This window comes from Nitrospiria bacterium (assembly GCA_035498035.1).
Classification (GTDB): domain Bacteria; phylum Nitrospirota; class Nitrospiria; order JACQBZ01; family JACQBZ01; genus JACQBZ01.
Map to the genome: position 1 here is coordinate 14,429 of DATKAN010000022.1, position 26,320 is coordinate 40,748.

The 26,320-nt window shown below is 59.3% G+C and carries 22 protein-coding genes and 1 tRNA gene; 18 read left to right on the plus strand and 5 right to left on the minus strand.

Features of this window, described 5'->3' with window-relative positions:
* Positions 1 to 141: 141 nt before the first annotated feature.
* On the minus strand, positions 142 to 4,188 hold the full coding sequence (locus VMN77_03635; protein ID HTN42869.1) for a translocation/assembly module TamB domain-containing protein: 4,047 nt from the start codon (positions 4,186 to 4,188) through the stop codon (positions 142 to 144).
* Positions 4,189 to 4,350: 162 nt separating this feature from the next.
* On the opposite strand from VMN77_03635, the gene mazG reads away from it, so the two are divergent.
* From mazG to VMN77_03675, 8 genes are all read left to right on the plus strand, one after another.
* Positions 4,351 to 5,193, plus strand: a complete 843-nt coding sequence (gene mazG / locus VMN77_03640; GenBank protein HTN42870.1) for a nucleoside triphosphate pyrophosphohydrolase — start codon at positions 4,351 to 4,353, stop codon at positions 5,191 to 5,193.
* The gene (moaC, locus tag VMN77_03645; GenBank protein ID HTN42871.1) at positions 5,184 to 5,687 is read left to right on the plus strand and encodes a cyclic pyranopterin monophosphate synthase MoaC; all 504 of its coding nucleotides are present in this window, start codon (positions 5,184 to 5,186) and stop codon (positions 5,685 to 5,687) included. Before mazG ends, moaC begins: the two co-directional genes overlap by 10 nt.
* Positions 5,688 to 5,697: 10 nt before the next feature.
* Positions 5,698 to 6,444 (plus strand): molybdenum cofactor biosynthesis protein MoaE, encoded by a 747-nt coding sequence (locus VMN77_03650; GenBank protein HTN42872.1) that lies wholly within the window; start codon positions 5,698 to 5,700, stop codon positions 6,442 to 6,444.
* A gap of 104 nt (positions 6,445 to 6,548) precedes the next feature.
* Complete coding sequence (locus VMN77_03655) at positions 6,549 to 8,846, plus strand: S8 family serine peptidase (GenBank protein ID HTN42873.1); 2,298 nt, start codon at positions 6,549 to 6,551, stop codon at positions 8,844 to 8,846.
* Positions 8,847 to 8,956: 110 nt separating this feature from the next.
* Positions 8,957 to 9,790 carry an acetyl-CoA carboxylase, carboxyltransferase subunit beta gene (gene accD, locus VMN77_03660; GenBank protein HTN42874.1) on the plus strand — a complete coding sequence of 278 codons (834 nt, stop codon included), beginning with the start codon at positions 8,957 to 8,959 and terminating at the stop codon, positions 9,788 to 9,790.
* A 27-nt stretch (positions 9,791 to 9,817) separates the two neighbouring features.
* The gene (locus VMN77_03665; GenBank protein HTN42875.1) at positions 9,818 to 11,125 is read left to right on the plus strand and encodes a folylpolyglutamate synthase/dihydrofolate synthase family protein; all 1,308 of its coding nucleotides are present in this window, start codon (positions 9,818 to 9,820) and stop codon (positions 11,123 to 11,125) included.
* 4 nt (positions 11,126 to 11,129) lie between these two features.
* Complete coding sequence (lptD, locus tag VMN77_03670) at positions 11,130 to 13,340, plus strand: LPS assembly protein LptD (GenBank protein ID HTN42876.1); 2,211 nt, start codon at positions 11,130 to 11,132, stop codon at positions 13,338 to 13,340.
* Between the two features lie 132 nt (positions 13,341 to 13,472).
* On the plus strand, positions 13,473 to 14,210 hold the full coding sequence (locus tag VMN77_03675; protein ID HTN42877.1) for an SDR family oxidoreductase: 738 nt from the start codon (positions 13,473 to 13,475) through the stop codon (positions 14,208 to 14,210).
* 144 nt (positions 14,211 to 14,354) lie between these two features.
* On the opposite strand, the gene VMN77_03680 is transcribed toward VMN77_03675, so the two are convergent.
* Together VMN77_03680 and VMN77_03685 are read right to left on the minus strand one after the other, a co-directional pair.
* Positions 14,355 to 14,873 carry a DUF4416 family protein gene (locus VMN77_03680; GenBank protein ID HTN42878.1) on the minus strand — a complete coding sequence of 173 codons (519 nt, stop codon included), beginning with the start codon at positions 14,871 to 14,873 and terminating at the stop codon, positions 14,355 to 14,357.
* A complete protein-coding gene (locus tag VMN77_03685) occupies positions 14,861 to 15,679 on the minus strand; it encodes a M14 family metallocarboxypeptidase (GenBank protein ID HTN42879.1) in 819 nt (272 codons plus the stop codon). Before VMN77_03685 ends, VMN77_03680 begins: the two co-directional genes overlap by 13 nt.
* A 142-nt stretch (positions 15,680 to 15,821) precedes the next feature.
* Here VMN77_03685 and ndk point away from each other — a divergent pair, with 142 nt between their 5' ends.
* The 9 genes from ndk (at position 15,822) to VMN77_03730 (ending at position 24,557) form a co-directional block, all read left to right on the plus strand.
* The gene (gene ndk / locus VMN77_03690) at positions 15,822 to 16,241 is read left to right on the plus strand and encodes a nucleoside-diphosphate kinase (protein ID HTN42880.1); all 420 of its coding nucleotides are present in this window, start codon (positions 15,822 to 15,824) and stop codon (positions 16,239 to 16,241) included.
* Positions 16,242 to 16,400: 159 nt separating this feature from the next.
* Complete coding sequence (locus VMN77_03695; protein ID HTN42881.1) at positions 16,401 to 17,846, plus strand: FAD-dependent oxidoreductase; 1,446 nt, start codon at positions 16,401 to 16,403, stop codon at positions 17,844 to 17,846.
* A 15-nt stretch (positions 17,847 to 17,861) separates the two neighbouring features.
* Positions 17,862 to 19,253, plus strand: a complete 1,392-nt coding sequence (bamD, locus tag VMN77_03700) for an outer membrane protein assembly factor BamD (protein ID HTN42882.1) — start codon at positions 17,862 to 17,864, stop codon at positions 19,251 to 19,253.
* A 265-nt stretch (positions 19,254 to 19,518) separates the two neighbouring features.
* Entirely contained in the window at positions 19,519 to 19,905 is a 387-nt protein-coding gene (gene gcvH, locus VMN77_03705; protein HTN42883.1) for a glycine cleavage system protein GcvH, read from the plus strand.
* Between the two features lie 6 nt (positions 19,906 to 19,911).
* The gene (lpdA, locus tag VMN77_03710) at positions 19,912 to 21,348 is read left to right on the plus strand and encodes a dihydrolipoyl dehydrogenase (GenBank protein HTN42884.1); all 1,437 of its coding nucleotides are present in this window, start codon (positions 19,912 to 19,914) and stop codon (positions 21,346 to 21,348) included.
* Positions 21,345 to 22,517, plus strand: a complete 1,173-nt coding sequence (tyrS, locus tag VMN77_03715; GenBank protein HTN42885.1) for a tyrosine--tRNA ligase — start codon at positions 21,345 to 21,347, stop codon at positions 22,515 to 22,517. Before lpdA ends, tyrS begins: the two co-directional genes overlap by 4 nt.
* A 34-nt stretch (positions 22,518 to 22,551) precedes the next feature.
* A tRNA-Gly gene (locus VMN77_03720) sits at positions 22,552 to 22,626 on the plus strand.
* Positions 22,627 to 22,819: 193 nt separating this feature from the next.
* Complete coding sequence (locus tag VMN77_03725; GenBank protein ID HTN42886.1) at positions 22,820 to 23,623, plus strand: hypothetical protein; 804 nt, start codon at positions 22,820 to 22,822, stop codon at positions 23,621 to 23,623.
* Between the two features lie 106 nt (positions 23,624 to 23,729).
* Complete coding sequence (locus tag VMN77_03730; GenBank protein ID HTN42887.1) at positions 23,730 to 24,557, plus strand: transporter; 828 nt, start codon at positions 23,730 to 23,732, stop codon at positions 24,555 to 24,557.
* A gap of 56 nt (positions 24,558 to 24,613) precedes the next feature.
* Here VMN77_03730 and corA read toward each other — a convergent pair whose 3' ends face one another.
* Both corA and rpmB read right to left on the minus strand, forming a co-directional pair.
* A complete protein-coding gene (gene corA, locus VMN77_03735; protein ID HTN42888.1) occupies positions 24,614 to 25,582 on the minus strand; it encodes a magnesium/cobalt transporter CorA in 969 nt (322 codons plus the stop codon).
* Positions 25,583 to 25,727: 145 nt separating this feature from the next.
* Positions 25,728 to 25,919 carry a 50S ribosomal protein L28 gene (gene rpmB, locus VMN77_03740; GenBank protein HTN42889.1) on the minus strand — a complete coding sequence of 64 codons (192 nt, stop codon included), beginning with the start codon at positions 25,917 to 25,919 and terminating at the stop codon, positions 25,728 to 25,730.
* A 159-nt stretch (positions 25,920 to 26,078) separates the two neighbouring features.
* Here rpmB and VMN77_03745 point away from each other — a divergent pair.
* Positions 26,079 to 26,320, plus strand: a 242-nt coding sequence (locus VMN77_03745; protein HTN42890.1) for a hypothetical protein, incomplete at its 3' end; no start/stop codon positions are given.

Sequence of the window (26,320 nt, forward strand, 5' to 3'; positions counted from 1 at the left end):
CCGGTTTGTCCCGTCCGTGTCCGCAATCGTCCTCGAATCATAGGGGCTCAGGTCGCCCCCTCCACCCGTCAAGCGGCTCGATCGAAGTCGCCGAAGTCCGGATGGACCCTCCCCCTCTTTCGAGCATTTCTTGTTGAGGATTTACCGGAACTCGAAATGTAATTTTAAATCTCCTCCCGTATGGCCGAGTTCGTCCCGTTGACCGAGAATCGAGACCGTCTTACTCAGGGTATATTCCAACTGAATGATCTGTCCCTGGGAGGGGTCCATCGGGATGGCGTACGTCATAATCAGTTTGTCCTCCAGCAATTGTTGGGAGACCGAGACCATGGGCACGCTTCCCGATTTATTCGAAGAGTAATACGGGTTTACCACGATGCGATCGATTCCCGTCAACGATTCGACCTGCTCCGAGATGATACTTTCGATCGCGGCCGTGGCTGCGATCGAGGATGCCTCGGAAGGGCCCTTCCCTTTTGAAGCGGCCTCGACGTCCCTGCAAAGCCGACGGTAAGATAACAAACAGAGGATGTCGTTTTGATCCGATACCGATGGGTTGGAGGTTAGCGTGAGGTCGAGTTTGTCGGCCGGCCCGACCAGGCTCAGCTCGATGTCGTAGGTCGTCACCCGTGTGGTGGCCCGCACGTCCACAACGGGTCGGATCTGTTCCGGGTTGATGAAATCGACCGTGCCTGAAACGATCTTGAATTCATTTTGTTGGAACGAAAACGATCCGCCCTTGGCCTCCACTCGACCCAGAAGGCTCGGGCGGTCGACGGTACCCTTGAGCACCAGATCGATCTCCAGCGGCAGGTTGGCCAGATTGTTCTTGACCCAAATATTGTTCTTCCCCTGGATTTGAATGTTCAGGGCCGTCTCTTTGAGCCACCACGGCAGCGGCGTGGATTCCTTCGTATTGGGCCTGACCAGGGCCAGGACCCAGGTCTGCCAGTCCAAGCGCCTTTCGTAATTGGCCCGGCGGATTTCAACCTCTCCGGAAAGCGACTGGACCCTTGTGTCGCTTTGGAAGAACACGGATGCGTCGACCACCGACGAGAATCCCTTGAAGGGACTGATCTGGCTGCCCGTCATCTCCAGGTTCAGGGAGTAGCGCGAGGGAACGAAACGGACCAGATCAATCCGGCCGGCTGCCTGAAGTTTTCCGCCGCCAAACTCCGCATCAAATGATTCGAGGAGCACCTGGCGCTCGTTGAATGCAAAATTCACGGAGGTCATGTCGAGGGCCTGCCCCAGCGAGGCGCTCTTCACCACCCCGTCATGGATGGTCAACCCGCCCCGGATTTTGGGATCCTCCCACTGATCGGTGATCTGAAGCGCCAGATAGGCGAATCCTTTCGCATAGGTGATTTCCTTCGTGAAAATCCGGAACAGATCCAGGTCGGCTTCCCCGTTGATAAAAAAGTTGTAGCTTTTGAACAGCGCCAGATCGCCGGATACCGCCAAGGAGGTCCCGGGGCCTTTGAGCTTGAACGATTGGATCGATACGTTCCCCTGGCGGAGTTCGAGCTGGATGTCGCCCTCGTTTGTGACGACGTAATTCGACACATCGACCGTCAGCGCGGTCAAATGGATTGTAGCCTCCGCCGCGTTCAACGTTTCCGGTCCCGCGCCTCCGGGCGGATCGATCTGGCCGCTGGCCATCAGGGTTCCGCTGGTCGTGAAACGGTTCAAGGCCGTCAGATTGGGAACGTCGGATCCGAACCACGGCTTCAGGTCCGCATCGTCGAGGGAAATATTGATCCGGTAGGGATGGCCGGGCGCCCATTCCATTTCCGCGGAACCCTTGACCCCCCTGGACAATTGAAAGTCGGCCGATAACCGATGGTCCTTTATTTCGGCCGAAAGATTTCCGGGGCCCAGGGACTGATTCTGATAGACGACGTCCAAAAAAGAAATTTGGGTTTCAATCCGGGGATTGAGGAAGGGACCGGAGCCGGCGATCCGGCCGGTCAGCGGCCCCCGGAAAACCGCGAGGGTTTTCACCTCCGGCTGGAAATCCTCCAGTCGGGCGTGCGCGGTTTCGGCCGAAAATTCAAATTCGCCATTAAATCCGATCGAACCGTTTCCGGTCAGCTCGGTTTCGCCCCGACGGGCGCGGACCTCCTTGAAGACGATCCGGTCGCGGTTGAGAATCAGCGTGACGGTTCCATTGTCAATCGGCCGACCGTAGATCGAGCCGGAACCGGCCTGAAACCGGGCCTCGAGCCGGAATTGCGACGGGGTCCCCTTGACGGTGAGATCGCCCGTCGCGGGAACATCGATCGGCATTTCCTTTGTAAAAAGGGAGACGACTTCGCGAGGATTGCCTTGACGAATTTTAGCCGACAGGTCGAAGAAGGGGTGCGACGGGCCCTCCGCCGGCCGGTCCAATGAAACGAGCCCCTTGATCTCGTAGCGGGCCTGATTCTCTTGAACGACGGCGCGTTTGAATCGGATCGTCCGGTTCCGATAGATCAGATCCGAATCGGCCGCTTCAAAATGCCGTCCTCGTAAGCGCACGTTGCGCAGGTGGCCGTCCCCTTTGAAGACAGGATCTTTCAGTGTTCCCGTCAAACTTCCGGAAAGTTTGAGGCTTCCTTCTATCATAGGGGCTTGCGTCGCCCCCTCCGCCGGCAAAGCCGGATGGGGTCCTTCCCTTTCCCTCGCCTGGCCCGCGGCGACGGTGGTAGGGGAGGCGGCCAGGATGGCCAGCTCGGACAGGTCGGCGCTTTCCAACGTCGCCTCAAGCGCGATCGACCCATCGGCGCGAATCGATCCTTCGACCGTCAGGGAGGACCGACCCGTGCGAAGGGTCGTTTTATCGAGAGACAGGTCCCCGGAACCGATCCGAAATTCGGTCGAAGCTTCGCGGAGCTGGGCCAGCAGTCCCATCATTCCGGTCTCCCGGCCGGACGGGGTTGTTCCCGGAGGCGGGACGGACGGGCCTTCTTCCGATTTGGTCAGGCGGAGCCGGCCCTTTCCGGAAATGTCTTTCGGATCGAAATGCATCTCTTTGATCCGTCCCTCCAGATCGACGGCCCCTTCAAGCCGTTGCGCGGCCGGATAGGATTCGAGGCCCAGAATGGGAAGAAATCCGGATGGAGTTAACCCGGTGAATTGAAGCGACACCCTGTACGGGAGGGGACCGCCGTCCCCCGAGAGCCCGGCCACGGACAAGCGGGCCTCCCCGGATATATTTCCGCCGAAGACGTCGGCCGAGAGATCGGACAATGTGAAGACGCGATCCTGATAAAGGATGACGGTTTTCGCGTTGCCAACGGATCTTGAAGAAACGGCCCAGTTTGAGATCGAGATGTTGCCCCGGACCGCGGGATCGGATCCGGGCCCGACCAGATGCCCGGTGAATCGAGCCGCGCCGGTCATCGGGAAGCGCCCGGGAAGAAGGGGATTGAGGTCGCTCAACGGGAAGGCGGCATCCACGGAGAGCGCGAGCCGCGGTTGGGCCGGATTTTGGACCGTTCCGCTGACGGTGTAGTGGGACGTGGGGTCGGCCAGCTCCAGGGTTTGGATATCCAAAGAATTCGACCGGATGTTGAGTCGGGCCGACATGGAATCCAGTTTCTTATGGAAGGTGTTGCGGTCCACCGACACGCCCTTTGCGGAAAGGATCACCTGAAAGTTTTCCATCAGGAGGTCCGGGGTGACGGTCCCTTCCCATTGTGCCAGTTTCAGAAACGGTTCGCCGGAGGGCCCTTGCAATTCAAGGCGGCCGTCCTGAACTTCAATCTGGCGGATGACGAGGGTTAATTTTTGGGACCCGCCTCCGGGAGAATCCGGGGATCCCTTCGGAAGATTGGGATGGATCGGAAGGACGGAATCGCGTCCGACTCGGAGGACGATTTCCGGGCCGATCAGGCGGATTTTTTTAATAAAGGTCACTTGAGTCAAAAGAGACCAGGGAGAAATCCAAACCCGGATTCGCTGGACGGCGATGGGGGGACGGCCCGTTTCAGGAGCGGGCAGCACGACCCCGTCTAAAACCACGGCGACGGGGAGGAGGCCCAGTGTGACGCGGCGCACCGTGACGGGCGTTCCGGTCAGACGCTGAATCTGCGACTCCGCAAAACGCGTCAGCGGCTCCGAGAATAATCCGCCGCGCAAAAGAAGATGGAGCGACAGGACCAGCAGGATGACGACCACCAGGGCGGCGATGGACTTTTTATACAATCCACTACTCCTTTACGGCCAGAAAAAGCGTAAATTCCGACGAGAATACCGTAACATAAAGCCGGTTTGTTTGCAAGGCGCGGACGCGAAAACAACGGGTTTGCATCTGTACGAAAAGCCGGTATAATGAACCCTGGATTCGGTGGGGGGGAAGGGTTTAAAGTGTCGAAGCGGTTCTACGAGTTGGTCGCCGTGATGGAAAGGCTCCGGGGGAAGAAAGGCTGCCCGTGGGACCGGGAGCAGACGAGGGACAGCCTAAAGCCCTTTCTTCTCGAGGAGGCCTACGAAGTCCTGGAGGCGATCGACGAAGAGAATCCTGAATTGTTGAAGGAGGAATTGGGGGATCTCCTGTTTCAGATCCTGTTTCATTCCGAGATCGCCAGGGAACGGGGCGAGTTTGGGATCGAGGATGTCCTCTCTTACACGATCGACAAGATGACCCGGCGTCATCCGCACGTCTTCGGCTCGGCCCCTTCCGACCGTCGAGGAAGTCGGCGGGTGACCGCCAAGGATGTGCTGGCCCGATGGGAGGAGCTCAAACAGAAGGAAAAGCGGCACCGCAAAAGAAAGTCGGTATTGGACGGGGTTCCAAAGCCCCTGCCGGCGCTGATGAGGGCCTATCAGCTTCAGACACGCGCCTCCCGGGTCGGGTTTGATTGGAAGGAGTTGAGACCGGTCTGGAATAAAGTGCGCGAGGAGTTGAAGGAACTGGAACAGGCCGTTGAAGAGGGACAGGTCCGGCCGATTCGACACGAATTCGGAGACCTCTTCTTTGCCCTGGTGAATCTGGCCCGTTTTTTAAAGCTCGACCCGGAAGAATCGTTGCGCAAGGCCAACCGTCGGTTTATGAATCGATTCCGTTATATCGAAAGGAAGGCCGGGATATCCCGGACGCCGTTATCCGAAATGCCGTTGGCCGAGATGGACCGGCTCTGGGAGGAGGCCAAGGCGGCCGAGAAAAAATCCGGGAAGAAAACCGCGAAAGGAAGGGCCGGATGGCTTTGAGTCATTTGGACGAGAGCGGCCGCGCCCGGATGGTGGACGTCGGGGGCAAGCCCCGGACCGCGCGGACCGCCACGGCGGTCGGCAAGGTTTATTTAAAACCGGAAACCTTGAGACTGGTTCGGAAGGGAGGCATCGCCAAGGGCGACGTCCTGGCCGTTGCCCAGGTGGCCGGCGTGATGGCGGCCAAGCAGGTTCCGAGCCTTATCCCGCTTTGTCATCCCTTGCTTCTTTCCGGCGTGGAGATGCGTTTCAAGGAAGAACCGAATCCGGATTCCGAAAATCGCTGCAGCATCGGAATCGAGGCCGTCGTGAAGGCCTTCGGTCCCACCGGGGTGGAGATGGAAGCGATGACGGCGGTGTGCGCGGCGGCCCTGACGATCTACGACATGTGCAAGGCGGTCGACCGGGAAATGAGTTTCGGACAGATCATGCTGGTTGAAAAAGCCGGGGGGAAATCGGGAACCTACCGACGGCCATCGCAGGGCGGAAAGTAGGGGGTCGGGGATGGTGAGGATCCGTTTGTTTGCGAAACTCAAAGACCTGGCGGGTCGTCCGGAAATCGAATTGACGCTGAGCCGCCCGGTGTCCTTGAAGGGGCTGCGGAGTCTTTTGGAGTCCGAAATTCCCGGATTGAAGGAATGGATCGGGCGGGAAAAGGTGCTCGTGGCCGTGAACCGGGAGATGGCGACCGAGGAAACCGTGATCCGGGACGGAGACGAGGTCGGCCTGATGCCGCCCTTCTCCGGCGGAAGCCCGGTCAAGGCGGGTCATCGGGGTCTCGTTAAAAAAAAAGCGCCGGCGATCGTCAAGGCCGCGGACACCGACGAAAATCGTTGGACGCGGATCCAGCCGGGGGATTTTTCCTTGGACGAGGAACTGCGCCGACTCAAGGCCGTCTCGACAAGAATCGGGGGGGTTGCGGTATTCGTCGGCACGGCCCGTGATTTTTCCAAGGGCCGCCCGGTCACCCGCTTGAGCTATGAGCATTATGCCGGTCTGGCCGAGAAAACGTTGGCCGAGATCCGGGGGCGGGCCTTGAAAAAATTTGCGATCATCGAGGTCTGCATGATCCACCGGACCGGGGAAATTCCCATCGGCGGAAATATCGTTTTAATCATGACGGCCGCTGAGCACCGGGCCGAGGCCTTCCGGGCCTGCCGGTGGTGCATCGATGAGTTGAAGGCGATCGTCCCCCTCTGGAAAAAAGAGACCACTCCCCGGGGGGAGATCTGGGTCGAACCCCGGCCCTGAAGGGAAGCGGCTTGCGATCGCGTCCATCTTGTCGCGCCGCAGGGTGGACGTTTTTTTTCGCAAGGAAGGCGGATGTCCATCGGCGGGAGGAGGAGCGCAATACCTTGCGAGCGTTGATTGTGTGGGTCGTTTTGATTTTCTCGGCCGCTTCCGCGGCCGCTTCGCCCGCGTATACCCCGGGCGAGATCCTTGTGAAATTCAAACCCGGAACCCCGCCGGAGACGATCGAGAGCGTCGGCGCCCGGTTGAAGACCTTTGTGAAAAGAAAATCGGAGCTCACGGGGGTCCGGCTCCTTTCCCTCCCGTCCGGCCTCTCGGTGGAAGAGGCCCTCAAGGCCTACCGCGGCCAGCCGGACGTGCTCTACGCCGAACCGAACTACATCCGGCGGGCCTCGGACACCCTTCCCAACGATGTCCAGTTGGATGAGCAGTGGGGTCTTCATAACACCGGCCAGGCCATCCATGCCACCCCCAATTTCCACGGCAGCCCGGGCGCCGACATCGATGCGCCGTTGGCCTGGGACATCACCACCGGCTCCCCTTCGATGGTGATCGCGGTGATCGACAGCGGGGTGGATTATACCCATACGGATTTCAGGACCAGTACCGCGTCCAATATCTGGGCCAATGCCGGGGATACCTGGACAAACCCCATCACCCCATCCACCGGAAACGGAAAGGACGACGACGGGAACGGCTATACGGATGATTTCCACGGTTGGAATTTCGTCGGAAATCAGACCTGTACAGTGGATGCGAGCGGCGCCTGCAACTGCACGCAGGACGACCCGGTCGGGAACAACGATCCGATGGATGATTTCGGACACGGTACCCATGTGGCCGGGATTATTGCAGCCCGGGGGAACAATGGCACGGGAATTACGGGTGTTCTGTGGAACGCGCAGATCATGCCGTTGAAGATTCTCGATGCGAACGGCTGCGGTTCGGTGGGGGATGAAATTCAGGCCATCGATTACGCGATCAACAACGGCGCGAGCATCATCAATGCCAGTTTCGGAGGTCCCGGTTTGTCCTCGACCGAAGAGGACGCGATCCGCGCCGCCGGCACCGCCGGGATCCTTTTCGTGGCCGCGGCCGGGAACGACGGAACGAACAACGACGACTTTCCGATCTACCCGGCCAGCTTCAATCTCCCCAACGTGATCTCGGTGGCGGCCACCGACGCCAATGATCGCCTGTCCCCCATTTCCAATTACGGCAAAAACCGTGTCGATATCGGCGCGCCCGGGGAATGCGTATATTCCACCACGCCGGTGACCGTCGTTAAACTGACGAACGTCATCAGCTGTTTAAATACGCCGATCACGACGGTCCACGCCTACATGACCGGAACCTCCATGGCCGCGCCGCACGTCGCGGGCGCGGCCGGGCTGCTCCTGTCCCAGGATCCATCGCTCACGCCGGAGGAGGTTCGGGCCGCGATCCTCCTGACCGCCGATCCCCTCGACGGCCTGAAGGGCCGCGTGGCCTCGTCCGGAAGGCTGAACGCCTCCAGCGCGTTGCGCCGGGTGAAGGGATCGGGTCTCATCGGGGGACACGGAGGATGCGGCTCTCCGATCGGTGCCATCCGCGCATCCGATTCCGATACGGTATCGCCCGTTCAGGGTCTCCTGTTTCTTCTTGTCCTGTTCTGGCCGCTCGTCCTTCCGATTCTGAGGAGGAAACTCGGAAAACATCCGGCCTTGGGCCGGACGATCATCGGACGCGGTTCCGGAATGACCTCTGCGACGGGACTGCTGGCCCTGATCGTTCTGTGGCCCCAAACGGCGGCGGCCGCCGGGGTGGACGCCCCGTTCCAGCCGGTGCATTCCTTGGCCTTAAAGGTGGGTTACCATCGGTATAATTCAAGCGACTATTTCGACAGCAATTCCGGCCTTGTCTCCCCCGGCGACCTGGCCGGCTTGAGCGGGGAATTGGAATACGATTGGCGATGGGAAAGAGAAAAAAGTCTGACCGTCACGGCCGGCCAGTACCGAAGCGAAACGGATTTCAAGAATGTTTGTTGCGGCAGCCTCCAATTTTCAACGCAATACCTCCTCCTGACCCCGAAATACCATTTCGCAATCCGCCTCCGACCCCAAAAAAATCCGGCCGAGGAACCCTTGGAGGGGTACCTGGGGGGCGGAATCGGTTTTTACCATTTTACCCGCGAGGTCAGCGGGACCGTTCAAGATCATCTTTCCTCGAACGTGTTGGGTCTGCACGCCCTCGCCGGCATCGAGGCGCCCTTGATTAAACGGTTTTCGGTGTTCCTGGAGGCCCGGTATGCCGTGGCCAAGGTGAAAAGCGCCGATCCCTTCGACGATTCGCTGGATGTGGGCGGCATGAACTATTCCCTGGGCATCCGTTGGCAGTTCCTGCCGGCCCATAAACCGTCCTAAAGCTTCGCGGAATCCTCGGATCGATGAAGCGGCGCGTCCTTCCGGGTTCGGACCTTTCTTGATCGTCTTTTAAGAATATGCTATTCTGGCGTCGGTTTTGAGGAGGGGCGATGGCCTGGTTTAAAAAAGACAAGTCGGCCGAAGGGAAACGGTTGAAGATTCCGGAAGGGCTTTGGCTCAAGTGCGACAGTTGCAAAGAGGTGGTCTACCGGAAGGAAATCGAGAAGAACGCCAAGGTCTGTCCGAAATGCAATTATCATTTTCCCATTTCCATCGGCGAGCGGATCTCCCTGATGCTGGACGAGGGGAGTTTCAAGGAATGGGACACCGGCCTTTCGCCGCTGGATCCCCTGAATTTCAAGGATTCGGTTCGCTACCGGGAGCGGATTAAAACGGCCCAGGACAAGACGCGTCAACGGGATGCGATGGTGATCGGCGAGGGGACGATCAATCATCTGCCGGTGGTTCTGGGGCTGTTCAACTTTTCCTACATGGGCGGCAGCATGGGCTCGGTTGTGGGGGAAAAAATTCTGCGCGCGGCGGAAAAAGCGGTCTCCCGCCGCTGGCCGCTGATCATCGTCAGTTCTTCCGGCGGCGCGCGGATGCAGGAAGGCATTCTATCGCTCATGCAGATGGCCAAGACCTCCGCCGCGGTGGCCCGACTGGCTGAAGCCAGGGTTCCCTTTTTTTCCATTCTGGCCGACCCGACCTTCGGCGGCGTCACGGCCAGCTTCGCGATGCTGGGCGACATTATCATCGCGGAGCCCAAGGCCCTGATCGGATTTGCCGGCGCCCGCGTGATCGAACAGACGATCAAACAACAGCTGCCCGAGGGATTCCAGCGATCCGAATTTCTACTGGATCACGGGATGATCGATCTGATTCTGGAACGGAAAAAGCTGAAGCAAACTCTGGCCAAGCTTCTGACCTTTTACAGTGCGTGACAGCGACGCCCGGATCGACCACAGGCCATGACGCTTTCCTATCCAAAGGCCATCGAATATCTCTACAGTCTTCAATGGCACGGCATCAAATTGGGGCTTGATAATATTCGGCGCCTGATGACCGCGCTGGGGGAGCCCCACGAGCGTTTTCGGTCCGTCCATGTCGCCGGGACCAACGGTAAGGGATCGACCGCGGCCGCGATCGCGACCGTCCTTCAGACGGCCGGTTACCGGACGGGGCTCTACACGTCGCCCCATCTTATCGATTTCACGGAGCGGATACGGGTCAACGGCGAGCCGATCTCCCCGGAACGGGTGGCCCGGTTGACGGAACGGGTTCGCGCCGCGGCGGGGGATATCCCGGCGACCTTCTTTGAATTCACGACGGCCATGGCGTTTCTCTATTTTGCGGAGTCCTCGGTCGATCTGGTGGCGGCGGAGGTCGGAATGGGGGGGCGGTATGATGCCACCAATGTGTTGAGCCCGCTGGTTACCGTCATCACCAATGTCGACTTCGATCATCAGGCGTTTTTGGGAAACACGCTTGAACAGATCGCGTTCGAGAAGGCCGGAATCGTCAAGCCCGGCGTTCCGGTGGTGACCGCGGCGGATCGTCCGGAAGCCTTGGAGGTCATCCGCACCGTTTCCCGGGAACAGGGGGCTCCGCTTTATCGGGTGGGCCATGAGATCCGCACGGAGGGATCATCGCCGCGGCGGTTTCTGTATCGGGGCCTCCGGGGGTCGTATCCCGATCTGAGCTTTGGGCTGATGGGGAAGCATCAATTATCGAACGCCGCCTGCGCCTTGGGCGCCCTGGAATTGCTGGAGTCCCACGGCCTCTCGGCGGGTGAAGCCGCGATTCGCCGGGGTCTTTCGACGGTTCGTTGGGACGGGCGCTTGGAAATGATTCGCCCGAGTCCCTCCGGCGCGCCCGTGCTTCTGGACGGGGCGCACAATCCCGCCGGGGCGCGGGTCCTTCGGGTGTTCTTGGAAGAGACCCGTCCCCCGCGGCCGGGGCGGTTGGTCCTGGTAGTGGGGATCATGCGCGATAAGGATATCGACGGCATCCTGGCCGAACTGGTGCCGTTGGCCGATGAGGTGGTGTTGACCCGGCCCGGTTATGATCGGGCCGAACCAACGGCCGATCTGAAGCGGCGGGTCGATTCCTTTTCGGTCCGTTCGACGGCCCGGGAGCCCGTGGAGGAGGCCTTGCGATATGCGCAGTCCGTGGCCACGCCGGCCGATCTGATCTGCGTCACCGGGTCTCTTTATACGATGGGCGAGGCGCGATCGTATCTGAAGGGGTTGCCGCAACCGACGGCACTGAGGGGGTAGATTGTTGGGGCCTCGGCCTTGCGACCCGCATCGGTATTTTCAAAGGATCGGCGCGGCCTCCGCGCTGTGGATTGCCCTCCTGATAGCCTCCTCAACCTTTGGGGAATCCCCCCAGACGGTTCCCCCTTCCTCCGATCCTATCCTAAAGAGCAAGGAACCGATCGAGATCACGGCCGACCAGATCCAGTATTTGAAGGATTCCGATTTCTACATCGCGGACGGCTCGGTCAACGTGGTACGGGGGGGCGTCCATCTTCAAGCCGATCATGTCACGCTGGACCACGGAACCGGGCAGGTCAAGGCCGCCGGACATGCCGTCCTGCGCGACGGGGATGACGTCGTTTCCGGGGAGGAGCTCGATTACAATTTCAATACCAAAAAGGGCACGGTCCTTCCCGGGAAATTGTTTATCGAGAAGGATAATTATCATGTCGATGCCGACCAAATGGATAAAACGGGAGAGAATCATTATGATTTGAAGGCCTGGTCCCTGACCTCCTGCGACACGCAAGACCGAGAGGCCCCTCTCTGGCGATTCCGCGGACAGACCGCCCGTCTGGATGTGGGGCATACGCTGGTGGCTCATAATGTGATCCTCTACGTCAAAGACGTCCCGGTCCTGTACACGCCCTATCTGATGTTTCCGGCCGGCACGGAGCGGCAGAGCGGTTTCCTTCCGACACGGTTCGGCTACAACACCACGGACGGATTGATCGTCGATCAGGATCTCTACTGGGCGATCAGTCCCAGCCAGGATATGACACTTACGCTGGACTACCGAAGCATCCGGGGAACCGGGTTGGGCCTGGAGTATCGTTATCGGCTCAGCCGGACTTCCGAGGGAGAGTTGCACTACGCCGTGTTTAACGATCATATCACCGGCGACCTCCGGACCGAGACGGAATTTCAGCACACCCAGCGGTTCACCCCCGATTTCCAGGCCCGGTTGAATGTTCACCTGGTCAGCGACATCAATCAATTTCGGGACCTCAGCACTTCGACATCGGAACGGACCCAGCCAACCATTCAGTCGAACTTTGTAATCTTTAGGCGGTGGGACAATCAAGAGCTTTATCTCAAGGCCCTGGTGACGAAGGACCTCGTCACGGAAAGCAATACCACCCTCCAGGTTCTTCCCGAACTGGGTTATTCATTACAGGAATACAGGCTGGGGGATTCGCCCTTGTATCTGGGCTTGGATGCGAAGGCCGACAATTTCTGGCGGGAACATGAAGATCCTGCGGCCGGATTGATTCGGGCCCAACGCCTCGACGTTTTTCCGCGTGTATGGACGCGGCTCGATCTCGGCGGCCTGGTCCTGACCCCGCGCGCCGGTTACCGGGAAACCTGGTACAGCCGCGACCTCGTATCGGATTCCCCGACGCAGCGGGGGGTCGAGGTCCTCGATCTGGGAGCCAACACCCGGGTCTACAAGGCTTTTGAGTCCTCGGGGCCCCGTCAGCTCGTTCATTACATCGAGCCGGCCGCCGTCTACGACTACGTCCCCTTTGTGGATCAAACCCGCTTGCCCCACTTCGATGATATCGATCAGTTGCCCCGAAAAAACGATGTGACCTATTCCCTGACGAACCGGTTGGTCTTGGAGGACCATTCCGATCCCGGAAAAACCTCCGCGCGCGAACTGATTTTCTGGAAGCTCACGCAGACCTACGATATCCACGCCCGACGGCTTGAGAATGATCCCGGCCCGTCGCGGCCGCTGTCCAATTTGAGATCGGAGTCCATTATCCGGCCGTGGACCGGAGCGAGTCTGGACGTGGACACCTTTTATGACCTCTATCAGCGGAAAACGGTCTCATTCAACACCGATCTCCAACTCAAGGGTCTTCATCCCTGGACGATCGACCTCGGACAGCGTTATACGCGCGAGGGCGCGGTCGCGCCCAACGGGGACCCTTTCAATGCCCTGGCTCCCGGGGATCCGGCCTTCTGGTACAGCCAGGCGTCCCCGCTCATCCGTTATCTCACAGGGGAAATCCGGATCGATCTGCCCGGGAAAGTCATCCTGTCCGCCAAGACGTACTACGACATCCAGGACCGGGTCTTCGCGGAAAACGATTACGGGATGGAATATGTCGGCCAATGTCTGGGTATCGGGGTTTCTTATCAGCGTCTGCCCGATCGAACGCAGTTCAATTGGATGATTACGCTCCGCCCGTCCGAGATGTCGCGTGCGAAGTCCTTTATCTTTTAGGGTCGGGATGTCGTTCCCCCGACCGGGGACAGTCGGATTGCGGCCCATTCGTTCCTTGACACGTTGGGGCGCGGTTGAGTATCGTTGCAATGCTGGAAGGCATAGGGATCGTTCTAGGGGAGGACATCTTAGGTGGATCCGGAAGGTAAAGCCGCATTGATCACAGGGGGGGCGAGGATCGGTCAGGCCGTCGCCATCGCGCTGGCCCGCCGCGGGGCCGATGTGGCCATGACCTTTCGTTCCTCGAAGTCCAGCGCCGAGGAGACCGCGAAGAAAGTTCAGGCCCTGGGGGTCCGCGGGGTGACGGTGCGGGCCGATCTGACGAAGGCGGCCGATCTCGCCGCTGCGGTCAAAAGGGTGGCCGCGACGTTCGGCCGGCTGGATATCCTGGTCAACCTGGCCTCGATCTATGAAAGGGCGGCGCTTGCGTCGCTCGATGCCAACGTCTTGGAAAAGAACATGGCGGCGAACCTGGAAAGCGCCTATCTTCTTTCACTTCAGTGCGCGCCGTGGATGAAGCGGCGGGGTCAGGGGCGCATCATTCATTTTTCGGATTGGATCGCGGCCAGCGGCCGGCCTCGGTATAAGGCGTATCTTCCGTACTACGTTTCGAAAGCGGGCGTCATCGGTCTGACTCAGGCGCTGGCCCTGGAATTGGCGCCGGAGATCCTGGTCAATGCGGTCGCGCCGGGACCGATCCTGCCGCCCCCTGATCTGTCGGCCCGGGAGAGCCGTGCGGTCAAACGGGCCACCCCCTTGGGTCGGTGGGGAGGGCCCGAAGAGATCGCGAAGGCGGTTGTCTTTTTGATCGAGACCGACTTCGTCACGGGCGAGTGCATCCGCGTGGACGGGGGACGGCATCTATTGTAGGGGCTCACGTCGCCCCCTCCACACGTCGGCTGCAAACCGCCGAGTGCAGGCCGGCCGAGCGGCTCGACTGAGCTCGCCGAAGTCCTCCCCCTCTCGCTCGCGTGGCACGCTGGCAGTATCATTCTTTAAGGGCTTGAATCGCCGTCAGGGACGTTTACGGGCCTCGTTGAAGAACGAGATGTACTCGTCCGACCGGAAGTCCGGATAGGTGTGGGGGAGGGGTGTGAAACTCTTTCCCTGAAAGACGAGCGTGACTTCTGCGTAAATCCCGTCCCGGAGATAGATCCGGTGGGCATAATCTTTGGTCGTCGCCAGGACGATCTTCGACGGGGCGAGATACCCCGGATCGAGATTGATCCGCCGGAAGCTTCCTTCGGACGTTGTCCGGAGCCACCGTTGCTCGAGCTCGTTTGTAAACCGTTTGATGTCCGGAAGCGTATCGGGCGGGATGGACGGCTTGAAAAAAAAGAATTGGCGTTTCAGGTTCTCCCCCAACTCTTTTTCGTAATAGGCCGTATGGGTCCAGGGATAAACGGGGCTTTCCAGATCGACCGGTCCGAAACGGGCTGTAAGAAAGGGGCGGACTTCTTCAAACAAGGTCGGCCTTCCGGCGATCATTCCGACCAGCAGCTTGACCGGCTCGGCCGGCCTCAGGATTCCCATAATTTTTGGAGGGCCGAATCGAGCGCCGTGAGATGGATCTCGGCGCGCTCCCCGGGCGTCAGATGGACCGGCGTCTCGGTGGTGTAGCAGCGCCGGGTGCTGTTGGCGAAATGGTAGAAGGCCTGGGGCCAGTCCGGCCGCCGCTCCAGCATCGTCCGGAAATCGTCATCCGCAAGCTCCCGGTGGATCAGACCTTCGTCGGCCGGCAGTCCCTCGATCTCTTCGCCGCGGTTGATCGGGAAATTCGAGCCGATCCGTGCGATCATCTCCCGACCCCACGAGGGGTGGCCGTCCTGCGTCAATTCGTAGAGATAGAACCCCGGCGTATCGACGTCTTCGTGGAATTCCATGGCGAGAAGGAAGGGTCGGTCGCCGACCGCATTTTTCACATACCGAACTTCCGACGGGGGGGAAGGATTCTTGAACTGCCGGTTCAGATCGATCCCCGCGGCGTTTTCCCGGGTGCCGTGTTCATACCCGAACGGGTTCGTACACGGCAGGACGGTGAACTCGAAACGTTGGTACAGGACCGGAAGGGATTTGTAACGTTTCAGAAATTCCAGAACGGCCCAGACGCCTCCGGGCTCATCCCCGTGAATCCCTCCCCCGATATAGACCGGCCGCGACGTGGGATTGCCCGTCTTTGCGCCTTTCAGCGAGAGATGATAAACAGGGTATTGTTCCGTTCCCGCCCGTACCGAGCCCAAGGCGACCGCACGCAGCGTCGGGATCTCACGAATCGCCCGGTCGACGGCCTGAACCACTTCCCGGTAGTCCCGGATTTTCTTGGTGACGGTCCGTTTCATGTTTTAAAATTATCACAGCCTTCGGCTCAAATCAACTGCCGGGTCCGGACGGCAATAGCCGTTGCAATTCCGTGGCCGTTTTATTACAATAGGGCGGTTTTTAGTCATCGTTGAAACGGTATCGGCGGAGAGGGGAAAAGGCGTGCTTGAGCGAACATTGGCCATTATCAAGCCGGATGCGGTTTCGCGCCGGCTGACCGGGGAAATCATAAAACGGTACGAGGCCCAGGGATTCCAGATCGTGGCGATGAAAAAGATCCGCATCGCGAAGTCCCAGGCGGAAGGTTTTTATTACGTCCACCGGAAGCGTCCGTTCTTCGATAGTCTGGCGACCTTCATGGCCGGCGGACCGATGGTGGTTCTGGTCCTCGAAGGGGAGGACGTCATTAAACGCCATCGCGACCTCATGGGCGCGACCGATCCGAAGGAGGCGGGCCAGGGAACGATTCGCGGGGAATTCGGCACCGACATCGAGCATAATGTGGTTCACGGCTCGGATTCCCGCGAGTCGGCGCAATTCGAGATCGGATATTTCTTCCCCGGCCTCGAACTTCAATTATAGGGGCTCGCGTCGCCCCCTCCGCCTGGGGAGCGGCTCGACTGAGCTCGCCGAAATCCTCCCCCTCTCGCTCGCTTCACCGGCTGGGGAGATCTGCACAGGAGCGTGAGCGAGAGGACCACGCCAAAAAAAGTGATGAATGCATCCGCGACCTGAAGGATCATGCTGAACACCTCCAGACGCTACGACGTGATCGTCATCGGCGCTGGCCTGGAAGGGCTCCTCTGCGCCGCCCTGCTGGCGAAACGGGGCAAGCAGGTCATTGTCCTTGAGGAAGCGCCGACGGCCGGCGGGGCCTCCTTTCGACTCTCCAAAGACGGATACACCTTTGTCAAGGGACCGACTCTATTCCTGGGATTTGAGCGGGACGGCCTGTATGACCGTCTCCTGACCGAATTGGGTCTCTCGCTCTCCTTGCTCAAGCGCGAGAACGATCTGTTTCGCAAGACCCAGCCGCAACTGCAGATCGTCCTACCGGATCACCGTATCGATTGCTACACGGAGCCGGGCGAGATGGCCGGGGAACTCCGCCGGGAGTTCCCGGACCAGGGCCAGGAACTCAAGTCGCTCTGGTCCGAGATGGAACGATGCGAGGAGATCATCCGTCCGAGGATGCACCAGGCCCAACGGACGAATCCGTCCATGGGAAGGGACTGGATCAACGAATTCCGGGAACGGATGCGGTACACCTCCACGGTCCGGACCCTCCGCCGGCAGCGCGCCGATGATTTTCTGCGTCCGCACCGTCTGGCGCCGGAAATCCGGCGCGGACTGGAGCTGCTCCTTCTCATTTTTAACGGGAGGACGGTGGAGGAGGCCAGCGGCCTGGATCTGGTCCACCTGCTGGGTCTTCTCCAACGCGATATGATCACGATCAGCGGCGGAATTCCCCGTTTGGCCGAACAGCTCGTCAAGGTGATTCAGGAACATCACGGGGACGTCGTCTATCGGAAGCAGGCCGCCGAAATCGTTCTTCGCCATCGGGCCACGGATGGAATTCGGACCGTCGACGGCCAGACCGTTCAAGGAAGCTGCGTGATCCTGAACCTTCCTTGGCCGTCGGCTTCCGATCCGTCGGCCTTTCAGAGGGAATTTAAACTGTACTTCGGTTTGGCCGGAAAGGCCGTCCCCTTGCCCATGAAGGAACATCTTCTCTTCCTTCGATCGTACCAGCGGCCTTCACTGTCCGATAATTTTTTATACCTTCAATTGAATTCGCCTCAGGAAGATTGGGCCGCGCCCAAGGGTCAGCGGGCGCTTCAGGTCGTCGGGTATCTTCCGGAGACCGATCGACCGCGGCAGGAGGTTCTGCAGACCCTGGTGTCTGCAGTCACCGCTCATTTGACCTGGCTGATGCCGTTTTCCGAGGGGGTCCTGTCCTTTTTGGGGGACGACCTCGGCGAGACGGAGGCCGTAACCCGGATTCCCCTCAAGCTGGCGGAGCAAATCCGAACCCCCCGGAAGGTGTCGCGGGATGGGGCTTGCTACTACCTGACCTCACTCAAAAACTTCTATTTGATTCCGGACTTGGGGCGTCGCCCCGTCGCCGCCCTGGAATCGGCCCGCTCGGTGGTGGAGTTGGCCAATCGGGTGGAAAAAAATACCTGATCGGTGAAGAAATTCGTGGCGAGAATTGGTCTCGTTCGGATGGGCTTCTGTCTTACCGTTTGTCTGGCCGTCGCGGACTGCGCGGCGCCACGGCCGCCGGCCGTTATCCCGCCCCCCATCCCGTCCGTTCAGCTCGAGGCGTTCGAGGAGGGAATGAAGGCCTACGAGCAGGAGGACTATGGTAAAGCTGTCCGACAGTTTCAGGCCGTGATCCTCCGCTTTCCAGGATCCCCGTTGCTGGCGGAAGCTCAGTGGATGATCGGGAAGTCCTACGAATCCGCCAATGAGTTTGAACGCGCGGCCAGGGAGTACCGGGCCTTCATCGACAATTTCCCAAAATCCGCCCACCGGTACGAAGCCGGGTTGCGCCTCGACTTTCTGGATGAGGTTCTGCAACGGCAAAGGGGGAAAAAACCCTTCCGACGGTATGTGGGCGTGGCCCTGCCCGGCGATCCGGAAAAGACGGGCGGCCGATGGGAAAAAGTCCTTGCCGACGTCCCGATCGAAGGGGCCCGCGTGGTTGTGATTCAGGGGTTTGGGGCCGGCGGGGTGTATTTCAAAACGAATCAAGCCGCCGTGGTCCGTGAGACGGTGGCGGATGCGGTGCGGGCGGCTCATCAGCGCGGATTCAAGGTCTGGGTTCGTATTCCCGTGCGGCATCTTCCTTGGTTCAAGGTTCCGGATCAGGAACGCGACCTCCGCTATGACCCCGTCCGAAAACGGCTGACTCCGACGGATGCACTGGATTTCTTCAATCCCTCGACGCTGGAGCGTCTGGAACAATTCGATTTGGATCTGGCGGCCACGGGCATGGACGGCTTCGTGATGGATGAGGATCCGCTGATCGGCCCTTGGGAGGGTCTCAGTCCGAAGGCCCGGGCTGCTTTTGATCTGGATTTTGGCGAAGGCCTGGAGCCCGAACGGCTTATCGCGCCGGCGGGGCCGTCCGGCCGAAAAATTTCCGCGCCGGAGATATCCGGAACCCCGTTGTTCTGGAAATGGACCGGTTGGAAAAACCGCCAAATCGTCGGCCACCTGGCCGAGGTGATCAAGACGGTGCGGGACCGCTATCCCCTGGTGGATTGGGTCCGCGTTGTGCCGGTTTCGGCCCTCACGCAGCCTCAGGTGGCCTTGGCCCGATCGGGCATCGATGTTCTGGAAGAAAAAATGCACGGGATCGACTATTTCGCGATCCCGGTATCCACCGACTCCGGGACCGACAATCCGTTGCTTGTCCTGGATCGGATGGTGGACCTGATCGGCGATCCCAAGCGGGTGATCGCCCTGATTCCCATGACGCAAGCGCCATGGGCCGTGTCGCATATTGGCGAGTTCCAGGGGGCGGGGCTCCTGTTTTCCGAAGCCGCTGAAGCGCCGAAGACTCCCTTGACAAGACGGCGTCACTAATTTAGTATTTGGTTTTTTGTTGCGGGGGCCCCGGATAAGATGGGCGATGACCTCAAGGCGGGTTAACGAATTATTCACCAGCGGGCCCCGTGAGCGAGAAGGGGAGGACTTCGGCGAGCTCAGTCGAGCCGCTCCGCCGGCGGAGGAAACGAGGATCAGGCCTCGCCTGTCCGAGCGCGGGGCGTGGGAGGATCCGCCGGAGGCGGACCGCCCGGAGCCCCACGGACCATGGCGACGACGAGAGCCCCTATCAAACGGAGGACACATGATACCCGAAGAATTACGTTATCACACCGAGCATGAATGGCTTCGCCTGGAAAATCAGTCGGCGGTATTGGGGATCACGCATTTTGCACAGGACGCCTTGGGGGACGTCGTTTATCTGGAACTCCCAAAGGTCGGCGCCACGGTTCAATCCGGACAGGAAATCGGCGAGGTGGAATCCACCAAGACCACGTCTCCGATTTACACCCCGGTCAGCGGAAAGATTCTGGTCGTGAACGAGGAACTCCGGGAAAAACCCGAGTTGGTGAACAAGGATCCTTACGGCCGGGGGTGGATCGCCAAGATCCAGATGTCGGATCCGTCGGAAGCCAAGCGGCTCATGGACGCCCGGCAATACGGCGACTACCTCAAATCGAAGGCGGAATGAACCGCGATGGGAGTCAACCCACGGATTGCTGTGATCGGGGCGGGCCCGGGCGGCTATGTCGCCGCCATCCGCGCGGCCCAACTCGGGGCGCGGGTGAGTCTCGTTGAAGAACAGGAGGTGGGGGGCACCTGCCTTAACAAGGGCTGCATCCCCAGCAAGGCGTTGATCTTCAACGCCGAGGTGGTGGAACGGCTCAGGCGCGCCGAGGAATTCGGCGTGCGCGTCATCAGCGAGCCGACGTACGACGTCACGCGCATGCTGGAACGCAAACAGCGGATTGTCCAGTCCCAGGTCCGCGGGATTCATGCCCTGCTGAAGAGCTGGGGCGTGGCCCTGATCAAAGGCCGCGGTCGAATGATCGGTCCGCGGGCGATCGAGGTGATCGAGGCGGGCGGGACGGCCCGACGGATGGAAGCGGACCGCGTGATTCTGGCGACCGGTTCCAAACCCATCATGCCCCCGATCTTTCCGTTTGACGGCGAACGCGTCATCACCAGCGAGGAGGCGCTGGAGCCCCGTGTCCTTCCTTCGCACCTTCTGATCGTCGGGGCCGGCGTCGAAGGGTGCGAATTCGGATTCCTGTACCGGGCGCTGGGGGTTTCCGTGACGATGGTGGAGATGAAAAACCGGCCCCTGGCTACCGAGGACGAGGAAATTTCATCCCTCGTCCAGCGGGAGATGAACAAGCGCGGGATCAAGCTTCGTCTCGGCGTGCGGGTGGACAAGGCGGTGATCGAGTCCACGCAGGTCGTCCTGACCCTAAGCGACGGACAGACGATCGCGGGGGATCGGGCCCTGGTTTCGATCGGACGAAGGATGAACACGGAGGGCCTCGGACTGGAGGAGGCCGGGGTCGTCCTCGGAAAACGCGGGGAGATCCTCGTCGACCCGCGAATGGAAACCCGAGCGCCCGGCGTGTTCGCCATCGGCGATGCGGTCGGGAGGATCATGCTGGCCCATGTGGCGTCGGCGGAGGGGAAGGTGGCCGCGGCCAACGCCGCCGCCGAGTCGGGAAGTCATTTCATGGACTACGCCGTGGTCCCGGCGGGGATCTTCACGCTGCCCGAGATCGGGACGGTGGGTCTCAAGGAGTGGGAGGCGGTTGAACTGGGACTGGAGATCGGGGTCGGACGATATCCCTTCCGGGCTCTGGGAAGGGCCCACACCATGGATGAGATTGTCGGCGTCGTGAAGGTGATCACGGAACGGGAGACCGACCGGATCCTGGGCGTCCACATCCTGGGTCCCCATGCCTCGGACCTGGTTCACGAAGCCGCGATCGCGATGCGGCTGGGCGGCAAGGCGACGGACATCGCGGGGATGATCCACGCCCATCCCACCCTGGCGGAGGCGATGATGGAAGCGGCCGAGGATGTTCACGAAGCCGCGATCCACCTCCCCCGTCGAAAAAGCCCGCCCGCCGGCGGGCCGGCCTCCGCATGAAACCGGCCGAGCAGCAGACGAAGCTTCTTCTCCGCGGGGTCGTCGAAGTGATCCAGGAGAAAGAGCTGATAAATAAACTCGATCTCAAGCGGCCGCTGAGGGTCAAGGCCGGGTTTGATCCGACCGCCCCGGATCTGCATTTAGGCCATACGGTTCTCCTGCACAAACTCCGACAGTTTCAGGATCTCGGACACGAAGTCACTTTCCTGATCGGAGACTTTACAGGCATGATCGGCGATCCTTCCGGTGTGACCGAGACCCGAAGGCCGCTGACCGAGGAGGACGTCCGGGAGAATGCCAAAACTTACGAACGGCAGGTCTTCAAGATCCTGGATCGGGGACGAACGCGGGTGCGGTTCAACAGCGAATGGTTGGGCCGGATGAGCGCCATTGAGTTCGCGCGGCTGGGATCCAAAGTTACGGTCGCCCGAATGCTGGAGCGGGACGATTTCACCAAGCGGTTTCAGGAAAAAAAGGACATCAGCATTCTGGAATTCTACTATCCGCTCCTTCAAGGATACGACTCGGTCGAATTGCGGGCCGATGTCGAGCTCGGCGGGACGGATCAGAAATTCAATCTGTTGATGGGCCGGACCCTGCAGCGACGGTACGGGCAGGAGGAGCAGGTCGTCATGACGCTGCCCCTCCTCGAAGGAACCGACGGCGTCCGGAAGATGAGCAAGAGCTACGGGAATTACATCGCACTCGAAGACACGCCGTCCGAGATGTTCGGGAAGATTATGTCGATCAGCGATGTCCTCATGCTTCGCTATTATGAGCTGTTAACAGACCACGACCTGGACGCGATTCGGGCGATGCATCCGATGGAGGCCAAAAAGCGCTTGGCCGGAGAATTGGTGACGCGATACCACTCGCAGGACGCGGCAAAAAACGCGGCGGAAGCCTTCGAGAAAAAGCATTCAAGGGGCGAATTTCCGGAAGATGCCCCCCTTCTCGAGACGGAACTTGGCACGGTCGCCACGGCGATGGCCAGCGAGGGGCTGGCTAAGAGTCGGGGGGAGGCCCGAAGATTGATCGCGATGGGGGCAGTCGAACTGGAGGGAGAGGTTTTATCGGAAGACAGGGAATTGGTGGAGGGTCGTATTTATAAAACCCGCGTTGGAAAGACGCGTTTCGTCCGTCTTCGACGCAAGGGAAAACCGGGTTGACAGTGAGGGTGGTTTGTAGCATACTGTCGTTAATGCGGGCGTAGCGCAGCGGTAGCGTAGGAGCTTCCCAAGCTCTTGGTCGCGGGTTCAAATCCCGTCGCCCGCTCCAGTAATCATACTATAAGGTCCCCATAATCCGGGGCACGGCCTGCCGTGCCCCTACCTTATATATAGAGGAGGCGTTCCGTCTGCCGGCTATATTCCAAAACCCGTCGATAAAGACCCTTTCTCTCCTCCTTGTATCCATGCTGGTTTTTACCGTCCCCGTTTGTTCCCAGGACACCGGGCCGTCGGTTTCATCGTTGTTCGAGGAAGGGGACCGTCACTGGGACCTTCGGGGCGAGACCGCGCAGGGTTCGAAGGCGGATTCCAAGGAGGTCGATCTCGCGATTGCGGCTTATCGGCAGGCCTTGGCATCCTCCCCGGATTCCCTGGCCGTTCGGTGGCGGTTGATGCGGGCTTTTTTCTTTAAGGGGGAGTACACAACGGAAGACATCGAAGTGAAGAAGAAGATTTTTGACGAAGGCAAGGCCGTCGGGGAAAAGGCGCTCCAGCTGATCCGCACGGAAGCTTTCCGGAAAACCGGCCAGTCTCTCGACAAAGCCGGCCCGGTTGAGTTGGCGCATCATTTTGAGAAGGCCCCCGATGTCGTCGGCTGTTTTTTCTGGTCCTCCGCCAACTGGGGAATGTGGGCCCTGGCTTACGGAAAGTTTCAGGCCGTCCGACAAGGGGCCGCGGGAAAAATCCGCGACCTGGCGACGGCGGTGACGATCCTGGATCCGGAATACGCCCAGGGCGGAGGCTATCGCGTCCTGGGACGTCTTCATCATCAAACGCCCTATGTTCCTTTCATTACCGGTTGGGCCTCCACAAAAAAAGGCGTCGAGTTCCTTCGGAAGGCCTATCAGATCGAGCCTCGGAATTCCGCCAATCGGCTTTACCTGGCCGAGGCGCTCTGGGATTGGAACAAGGACTCCAGGACCGAGGCGCGGAAACTGGCCGAGGACCTTGTGCATGACACGCCCCGGGCGGAATTTCGTGTGGAGGATCTTGCCGCCCAGGAAAAAGCTTCGGAGCTTTTGGAAAAATGGCGAGGGAAAAACTGACGGTTTCGGTCCCGAGCGCCCCCAAGCTCCTTGACATTGTGACGCGGCACCCAGTAGAATGCGGCAAGTTTTTATTCGGATCGATCCGATCGACGAAAGGGGCAGGATGACCTGGCGTGTCTTTCTTTTCGGACTGATGACATTGCTGGCTCTTCTGCCATCCCGTCCGGCTTTGGCCCTTCTGCCCTACCTCGATACCGAGACCGCCGTTCCGGTGGACCGGGGTAAATCGAGGCTGGACGTCAGCCTGCAACTCGATCGCTGGAAAAGCAATCTCTCCACTTATGACCTGAAGGCGGAACTGACCTACGGACTGATCAACAACCTCGATTTCTCGGTGGATGTCCCGTATCTGATTCGCAAGGTGAAAGGCTCGGGGGATGTAGACGGCGTGGGGGACGAGGACGGCGTGGGGGATGTCACGCTCAAAGTGAAGGTTCGATTCATCAAAGGGCGGGAAGCGAATCCGGTTTCGATCGCCGGACAATTATCCGTGAAGTTTCCGAGTTGCAACAAGGACAAGGCCCTCTCTCCGGAATGCACCGGCGAGCCCGACGTCAGTCTGCGCGCGATCGCATCAAAAGAATTTTTTCCGGTGACCGTTCATGTGAACCTGGGATATATTTTCGTCGGTAACCCACCCAATACCAATCTGAACGACGTCCTGACCTACAGCCTCGCCATCGACTATTTGACGACGGCCGAATATTTTCACGTGGTGGGCGAATTGGCGGGCCAGTCCAACCCGTATCCCAAATCATCGGACCTGCCTTCACGGCTTTCGGCCAAGACCTCGGCGGATCCTTTGTCGGCTCTCATCGGTTTATTGTATGACTTGGATACCAACAAGGCACTGACTGCGGCATGGAGCATGGGGTTGACCCAGGCTAGTCCGGATTACACGCTGTCGGTGGGTTTCCGTTATTTATTTTAGGGATGCCTTTTGCCCGCTGAATAGATACCCGGGGACTCTGTCCACGATAACCTATTCTAAATCCACTTTTTCCTGCGGAAGAACCACAGCATCACGACGACAATGCCCACCATCACCCCGATCGTCGCGGGGTATCCGTAGCGCCATTCCAATTCGGGCATGTACTTAAAGTTCATGCCGTAGATGCTGGGGATGACCATGAGCGGCATAAAGACGACGGTAAGCGCGGTGAGCACCTTTATGACCTCGTTCAAACGGTTCGACACCATGGAGATGTAGGCCTCCAGGAGCCCGGTCGTAAGGTCTTTGTACGATTCAGCCAGGTCGTTAATCCGCACGAGGTGGTCATAAACATCTCGGAAATAAATGGCCGTCCGTTTGTTGACCACCGCGAACGAATCGCGGCTCAACCGGTTGAGAATTTCCCGTTGCGGACTGGTCACCCGCCGAAGGGACATCCCATCCCGTTTCAGCGAGAATATCCGGTTCAGGGTTTCCTTGCTGGGAAATCCAGTGACCTCGCGTTCGAGCTCATCCACCACTTCGTCGAAGTCATCTAAGATGGGAAAGTAATTGTCAACCGTACCGTCCAGAATCTCGTAAAGCAGGAAATCCGTTCCCCGGGACATGGAGAGAGAATTTTTCAGGCACCGTTCTTTGGTGCGGTTGATGCTGCGGGACAATTGCTGATGGTAGGTGACCAGGTAGCGTTTGCCCAGAAAAAAATTAAGCTCGACCGTTTTGAACGTTCCGGAGACGTCTCCACGACGGGCTCCGTGGAGCACGAGGAAGAGATAGTCGCCGAAATCATCCAGTTTGGGAAGGTGGGATTCCGCGATGCAATCTTCTATGGCGAGGGGATGAAAATTGAAGATGGAAGAAAGGATCTGGTTTTCTTCCTCGGTCGGGGCTTCCAGATCCACCCAGACCGATTCGGTCTCGTCCTTCAGCAGGCTGGGTAAAGACTCGGATTCCGTAATCCTCCGTAGTCCGTTTTGCTTTGACAGGGCAAAAATCTCGATCATCGTTTCACCAAAATAGATTCTTAACCTGACCGGTGCGGTCCTTTCACTCGCGTTGCCTGTGGTATCGACCCAGCGAGCAAGGCGAGCGGGAGGGGGAGGCTCCATCTGGCTTGGCCAGTGGAGGGGGCGACGCAAGCCCCTACAATCAGACGGCCTTCTTCACCCAGCCGGAACGAATGCAACGGGTGCAGACTTTGAGCCGTCGGGTCGTGTCGTTCACGACAGCCTTGACGGATTTCAGGTTCGGGTAAAAGGGGTGCTTGGTTTTATTATGGGCATGACTGACCTTAAAACCGATCGTTTTTCCTTTCCCGCAGATTGCACAAACGTACGCCACGGAGATTCTCCTTTTCCTCAATCATACTTGTTAACGATGCTTGTTCCTCGTTGTCAAGGTTGCAGAAACCAATTGGGTATGTTACCATAATGTCCGTCGTGTGACAAGGAATTTTCTGATGTTCATCCGGAGGCGCAACCGGACGCGCCTCTTCTAACCTTGACCTTCGTGTCAACCATGGACAGCGTCGAATCGCGCGAGATAATCCTCGACCGCATTCAGAAGCCCGTTCGATACGCCCTTCAAAAAAACTTCGCTCATCTCATGAAAGTCCGGGGACTGGCCGCGTTTGTGACGCAACAGGTACGGGCGGCCCTCGAACAGAACCCGCCCGAAGAGGAGGCCCCTGACTGGGTTCGCTTAAAAGATCTTTTTGCCGATTACGACGAACTTCTCGAAAG